5 protein-coding genes and 2 pseudogenes are annotated in these 6,359 nt (G+C 63.1%); 4 read left to right on the forward strand and 3 right to left on the reverse strand.

From position 1 onward, the window contains the following. Positions 1 to 18 precede the first annotated feature (18 nt). Positions 19 to 2,106 carry a phosphate acetyltransferase gene (gene pta / locus ACF8Q6_RS04665; RefSeq protein WP_014755345.1) on the reverse strand — a complete coding sequence of 696 codons (2,088 nt, stop codon included), beginning with the start codon at positions 2,104 to 2,106 and terminating at the stop codon, positions 19 to 21. A gap of 31 nt (positions 2,107 to 2,137) precedes the next feature. Then, positions 2,138 to 2,440, reverse strand: a complete 303-nt coding sequence (locus ACF8Q6_RS04670; RefSeq protein ID WP_010952015.1) for a DUF3565 domain-containing protein — start codon at positions 2,438 to 2,440, stop codon at positions 2,138 to 2,140. Between ACF8Q6_RS04670 and ACF8Q6_RS04675 the strand changes: the two genes are divergently transcribed. Then, positions 2,439 to 2,924, forward strand: coding sequence for a peptidylprolyl isomerase (locus ACF8Q6_RS04675; RefSeq protein ID WP_003247325.1), 486 nt, complete (start codon positions 2,439 to 2,441; stop codon positions 2,922 to 2,924). The two genes, ACF8Q6_RS04670 and ACF8Q6_RS04675, sit on opposite strands and share 2 nt — an antisense overlap. A gap of 145 nt (positions 2,925 to 3,069) precedes the next feature. Further along, positions 3,070 to 3,552 (forward strand): glutathione peroxidase, encoded by a 483-nt coding sequence (locus tag ACF8Q6_RS04680; protein WP_003247324.1) that lies wholly within the window; start codon positions 3,070 to 3,072, stop codon positions 3,550 to 3,552. Positions 3,553 to 3,616: 64 nt separating this feature from the next. On the opposite strand, the gene ACF8Q6_RS04685 is transcribed toward ACF8Q6_RS04680, so the two are convergent. Then, entirely contained in the window at positions 3,617 to 4,807 is a 1,191-nt protein-coding gene (locus ACF8Q6_RS04685; RefSeq protein WP_392490909.1) for a glycosyltransferase family 4 protein, read from the reverse strand. Between the two features lie 307 nt (positions 4,808 to 5,114). Here ACF8Q6_RS04685 and ACF8Q6_RS04690 point away from each other — a divergent pair. After that, a pseudogene (locus tag ACF8Q6_RS04690) lies at positions 5,115 to 5,708 on the forward strand (PAS domain-containing protein); the annotation flags it as partial. Between the two features lie 180 nt (positions 5,709 to 5,888). Continuing rightward, positions 5,889 to 6,302, forward strand: a pseudogene (locus ACF8Q6_RS04695) (methyl-accepting chemotaxis protein); the annotation flags it as partial. Positions 6,303 to 6,359: the final 57 nt, after the last annotated feature.

Here is a 6,359-nt window from a genome sequence, read left to right on the forward strand (position 1 = left end):
GCAAAGAAGCCTCTGCTTTTAGCGCGCCACGCTGGCCTGAATCGCCGTCAGGGCAATGGTATGCACGATATCGTCAACCTGCGCCCCACGCGGCAAGTCGTTCACCGGTTTGCGCAAACCCTGCAGCATCGGCCCCAGGCTGACCCCGTCGGCACTGCGCTGCACCGCCTTGTGCGTGGTATTGCCGGTATTCAGGTCGGGGAACACGAACACCGTGGCGCGCCCGGCCACCGGGCTAGCCGGCGCCAGCTCTCGGGCGATCGCCGGGTTGGCCGCTGCGTCATACTGCAACGGCCCATCGATCAGTAGCGCCTGCGCCGCGTCCTGTGCCAGGCGTGTCGCTTCGCGCACTTTCTCGACTTCTTCATCGCTGGCCGAATCGCTTGAATAACTGATCATCGCCACCCGTGGCGCGATGCCGAAGGCCTGCGCCGATTCGGCACTCTGTTGGGCAATCTCCGCCAGCTCGGCGGCGCTTGGGTGCGGGTTCATCACGCAGTCGCCGTACACCAGCACCTGCTCGGGGAACAGCATGAAGAATACCGACGAGACCAGGCTCGAGCCGGGTGCGGTCTTGATCAGCTGCAGGGCCGGGCGGATGGTGTTGGCCGTGGAGTGCACCAGGCCCGAGACCAGGCCGTCCACTTCGTCCAGGGCCAGCATCATGGTGCCGATCACCACGGGGTCTTCCAGTTGCTGCTCGGCCATCGGTGCGTTGAGGTTCTTGCTTTTGCGCAGCTCGACCATGGGTTCCACGTAGCGCCCGCGAATCAGTTCGGGGTCGAGAATCTCCAGCCCTGGCGGCAAGGTGATGCCCTGGGCGCGGGCCACGGCGTCGACGTCTTCGGGTTTGGCCAGCAGCACGCAGCGGGCGATGCCGCGGGCCTGGCAGATGGCTGCGGCCTGCACCAACAGTGGTTCGGCGCCTTCTGGCAGGACGATGCGCTTGTTGGCCTGCTGCGCACGCTGGATCAGCTGGTAGCGGAACACTGCCGGCGACAGGCGCAGTTCGCGCGGCGTGCCGCAGCGTTGGTGCAGCCAGGCCGCGTCGAGGTGGCTGGCGACGAAGTCGGTGATGAACTCGGCACGCTCGCGGTCGTCCACCGGGATTTCGCGGTTCAGCGAGTTGAGCTGGTTGGCGGTGTCGTACGAGCCGGTGCTGACCGAAAGGATCGGCAGGCCGGCCTGCAGTGCACCGCGGCACAGGCCAAGGATACGCACGTCAGGCTTGCTGTCGCTGGTCAGCAGCAAGCCGGCCAGGGGCACGCCATTGATCGCTGCCAGGCTGACAGCGAGGATGATGTCGTCGCGGTCGCCGGGGGTTACCACCAGGGTACCCGAGGTCAGTAGCGGGACCGTGTTGGCCACCGTGCGTGCACAGATGATGATCTTGCTCATGCGCCGCTGCTCGTAGTCGCCGGCATTGAGCACCTGGGCGCCGAGCAGCTCGGCCACATCGCGTGTCCGCGGTGCGTTCAGCTCGGGCTGGTAGGGGATGCAGCCAAGCAGGCGGAAGTCATTGCCACGCAGCAATGGCGAGTGCTCGCGCAGGCGGGTGGCGAAGTCCGCCATGCTCTCGTCGGTACGCACCTTGTTGAGGATCACCCCCAGCACTTTCGGGTCGCGTGGGCCGCCAAACAGTTGGGCCTGCAGTTCGACCCGCCCAGACAGCTCGCTGAGCACTTCGTTTTCCGGGGCCGATACCAGGATTACCTCGGCATCCAGGCTCTTGGCCAGGTGCAGGTTGACCCGCGCTGCGTAGCTGGCGTGGCGCGTGGGCACCATTCCCTCGACCACAACCACGTCATTGCCGACGCAGGCTTGCTGGTAGAGGCGGATGATTTCTTCAAGCAGCTCGTCCAGTTGGCCATCGCCGAGCATGCGCTCGACGTGGGCCAGGCTCAGTGGGACCGGTGGCTTGATGCCGTGGGTGCGGGCGACCAGTTCGGTGGAGCGCTCGGGGCCGGTGTCACCCGGGTGGGGCTGGGCGATAGGCTTGAAAAAGCCGACCTTCAGGCCGGCACGCTCCAAGGTGCGCACCAGGCCCAGGCTGATCGAAGTCAGGCCGACACCAAAGTCGGTCGGCGCAATGAAAAATGTCTGCATGCGTGCTTCTCGAAATAAGCGGTGCAAGAAATTAACGGTCAAGGGTAGCGCTATCGGCCCCTTGTGCGCACCAGCCGCAAGCGAAAGGCTGGCCGATGTGTTGCGCACGTTGTGCCGGGTCGAGCACCCAGGGGCGTGCCTGCCACGGCGGTTGGTGGCGCAGGTGCTGGGTATGGCCGCACGAAAGTTCCGCCACCCAGTGGCCTTCTTCGTCCTGATGAAAGCCGTTGATCCGACTGATGGGCCGTTGCTCGTCTGCACCACGTTCGCAATCGGATGATGGCAAGGTTACACTTGTCCGCTCTACATTCTTTTGCAAAAGGTCTTGCCCCATGCTGATCGCCGCCAATAAGGCTGTCTCCATCGACTATACCCTGACCAACGACGCCGGGGAGACCATCGACAGCTCCGCCGGTGGCGCGCCGCTGGTTTACCTGCACGGTGCCGGCAACATCATCCCGGGCCTGGAAAAAGCCCTGGAAGGCAAGCAGGCTGGTGACGAGCTGAACGTTTCCATTGAACCTGAAGAGGCCTACGGCGAGTACCTGGCCGAACTGGTCAGCACCCTGAACCGTAGCCTGTTCGAAGGTGTCGACGAGCTGGAAGTGGGCATGCAGTTCCACGCTTCGGCGCCGGACGGCCAGATGCAGATCGTCACCATCCGCGACATCGACGGCGACGACGTCACCGTTGATGGCAACCACCCGCTGGCCGGTCAGCGCCTGACCTTCCAGGTCAAGGTTGTGAACGTGCGTGACGCCAGCGACGAAGAAATCGCTCACCGTCACATCCACGGTGAAGGTGGCCATCACCACTGATTTTCTGCGCTAAGCTCAGAAAGTCGCCAGGCGCTCGGGCAAGCCGATTTGCCTTCCTACGGGAGGTGAACGGTTTGGACGAGCGCCTTTTTAGTGGGCGAAATTCGCTTGCACGGCAACCGGGAACCTGAGAGGGGATTTCATCATGAGTGCATTTCACGACCTGAAACTGGAAGCGCTGAACGGCGGAGAGCTGCCCCTCGCACCCTTCAAGGGCCAAGTGGTGCTGGTGGTCAACGTCGCCTCCAAATGTGGCCTGACGCCGCAATACAAGGCCCTGGAAAACCTCTACCAGATCTACAAGGACAAGGGCTTCAATGTGCTTGGCCTGCCGTGCAACCAGTTTGCCGGGCAGGAACCGGGTAGCGAAAAGGAAATCCAGGACTTCTGCAGCCTCAACTACGGGGTCAGCTTCCCGCTGGGGGGCAAGCTGGAGGTCAACGGGCCGCAGCGCCATTCGTTGTACCGCCTGCTGGCAGGCGAGGGGGCCGAGTTCCCCGGTGACATTACCTGGAATTTCGAGAAGTTTCTGGTAGGCAAGGATGGCCGGGTGCTGGCGCGTTTCTCACCCCGCACGGCGCCGGATGACCCGGCAGTGGTGCAGGCCATTGAAAAAGCACTGGTCTGAATAGTGCCGGGCGTGATCATTGTGGCACCTGCGAAGCCGAGCGTCGCCTGCGCGGCGCTCGCTTTCACAGGCGCTGCACATACTGCGTCGAACGCCCAGCCGCAGCACTGACATTGCGACAAGCGCTATCCAGATACCCCTCGAACTGCTCGACAATCGCCGGCCAGCCTTGGCGGCTGGCATGCTGTCGCGCATTCAGGCGCACCCTGCGCAACGTCTCCACTTCTTCCAGTAACCAGCACGCTGCATCGACAAACGCCGCCTGGTCCCCCGGCATGGCCAGCGCGCCACTGTGGCCATGGCGAATATGCTGCGCGGCGGCCGCCTCGTCATAAGCAACCACCGCCAACCCTGAGGCCATGGCTTCGAGCACCACATTGCCGAAGGTTTCGGTCAGGCTCGGGAACAGGAACAGGTCGCCGCTGGCATAGTGCTCGGCCAGTCGTTCACCGCGCTGGGCGCCGCAAAACACGGCGTTCGGTATCTCTTGTTCAAGCCTGGCGCGCTGAGGCCCGTCGCCGACCATGATCAGGCGCAGGCGCTTCTGTGGATACGTCTTGCGTAATGCCTCGAGGCAAGGCCGTAGCAAGCCCAGGTTCTTTTCCGCCGCCAGCCGCCCCACATGCAGTACGGCGATGTCCTCCGGGCCTAGCCCCCAGCTTTCGCGCAGGGCCTGGCTGCGCCGGGCCGGATTGAACAGGCAGGCATCGACCCCTCGGGCCAGCAACTCCAGGCGTTCGAAACCGCGACGCTCCAGCTCCAGGCGCTGGCTGGCACTCGGCACCAAGGTGATTGCCGTGCGCCGATGGAACCAGCGCAAGTAGTGAGTGAGCAGGCGCGCCAGCAGGCCAAGGCCGTACTGGCCGGAATACTGCGGGAAGTTGGTGTGAAAGCCACTGACCACTGCCACCCCCAGGCGTCGGGCCGCGCGTAGTGCACTGAGCCCCAGCGGCCCCTCGGTGGCGATGTACAGTACATCCGGGCGCTGCCGGCGCCAGCGGCGCAACAGTTTGTGCATCGACACCTCGCCCCACTGCAAACCCGGGTAGCCCGGCAGCGCCCAGCCACGGCACAGCATCAGGTGCGGGTCGTTGTGCGCGTGCCCTTCGCCTGCCTGGCGTGGGCGCACCACCTCGACCTCATGGCCGCGTTGGCGCAACCCTTCACTGAGGCGGCCAAGGGTGTTGGCCACGCCATTGATCTCGGGTGGGAAGGTTTCGCTGACCAGGGTAATGCGTAGGGCGGGTGTATTCATGACAAAAAGTTTCCACCTGCCGGGTTGCGCTAATGTGACCGCCTTGTGACGTAAAGATGACGCCTGACCGCTGGCACGTTTGCCTTCATGAATATTTCCTCGCACAGCACTCAAGAAGGTGTCCCCGGCAGCCGATGAAGATGCATTCGACTACGTGATGCGCTCCAGGAGAGCGGTGATGTTCAACAACAAGCTCAAGCAAGAAATCCGGCAACTGCGCGAAGACCTGATGTCCATTGAACAGGTCAAGAGTAGTCTCGACAGCGAGATGCTGGTGCTGCAGCTCGACCCTCAGGGACGGATCGAGATGGTCAACGGCAACTTCGAGAGCGAGATGCTCTACCGTGCCGAACAATTGCTTGGACGCAATATCGAGGACATCGTCCCCACCCACGTAAAGTCGCTGGACTTCTACCAGCGCATGAAAAGCGCGATCAGCCGTGGCGAACACCTGAACGGTGCGTTTCGTCTTCTGCGGGGCAATGGTCAGGAAGCCTGGCTGCGCTCTATCCTGCAGCCGGTGAAGAACTGCGAGGGGCGCATCAAGTACTTCACCCTGCATTCCAGCGACCTCACCCGAACCATCGAGACCTCACGCGAGCACGAAAGCCTGATCAAGGCGTTGATGCGCTCTACTGCGGTGATCGAGTTCGACCTCGACGGCATCATCCTCACTGCCAACGAACGTTTCCTGGCCACCGTCGGCTATCGCCTGGAACAGATTCGCGGTAAGCACCACCGCATGTTCTGTGAACCGCAGGAGGTCAACTCGGCTGGCTACCAAGCGTTCTGGGACCGGCTGCGCCGTGGCGAATATGTTGCCGAGCGCTTCAAGCGCATTGATGCCCATGGCCGGGTGATCTGGCTGGAGGCCTCGTACAACCCGATCTTCGATGCCCACGATGTGCTGTACAAGGTGGTTAAGTTCGCCACCGTGATCACCGATCAGGTCAACCAGGAGCTGGCAGTGGCCGAGGCGGCAGATGTCGCCTACAACACCTCGCTGGGTACCGATGTCAGTGCTCGCAAGGCCACCGAAGTGGTCACCCAGACTGTCACCGTGATGCGTGGACTGGAGGCTTCGATGCAAGAGGCGGCCGACGGCATCCAGGCGCTGGATACCCAGTCGCGGGTGATCGGTTCGATCATCAAGACCATCAGCGACATTGCCGGGCAGACCAACCTGTTGGCCCTTAACGCGGCCATCGAAGCCGCCCGTGCCGGTGAGCAAGGGCGGGGCTTTGCCGTCGTTGCCGACGAAGTGCGCCAACTGGCCTCTCGCACCAGCACCGCCACCGAAGAAATCGCCCGGGTGGTACAGCAGAACGAACAACTGGCGCAGGCAGCAGTGTCGATCATCGACACCAGCAAGCGCCAAGCCGAACAGGGGCTGGCGCTGGCGGATGAGACGGGTAGCGTGATTGTCGAGATCCAGGACGGGGCGAAGCGGGTGGTGGATGTGGTGGGGCAGTTTTCCAGCCGGTTGGGGCAGTGAAACCCAGGCCAGGCACGCTCTGTTTTTTTGTGGGAGCGGCCTTGTGTCGCGATAGGG

This window comes from Pseudomonas sp. GLN_2 (assembly GCF_043106005.1).
GTDB classification, from domain to species: domain Bacteria; phylum Pseudomonadota; class Gammaproteobacteria; order Pseudomonadales; family Pseudomonadaceae; genus Aquipseudomonas; species Aquipseudomonas alloputida.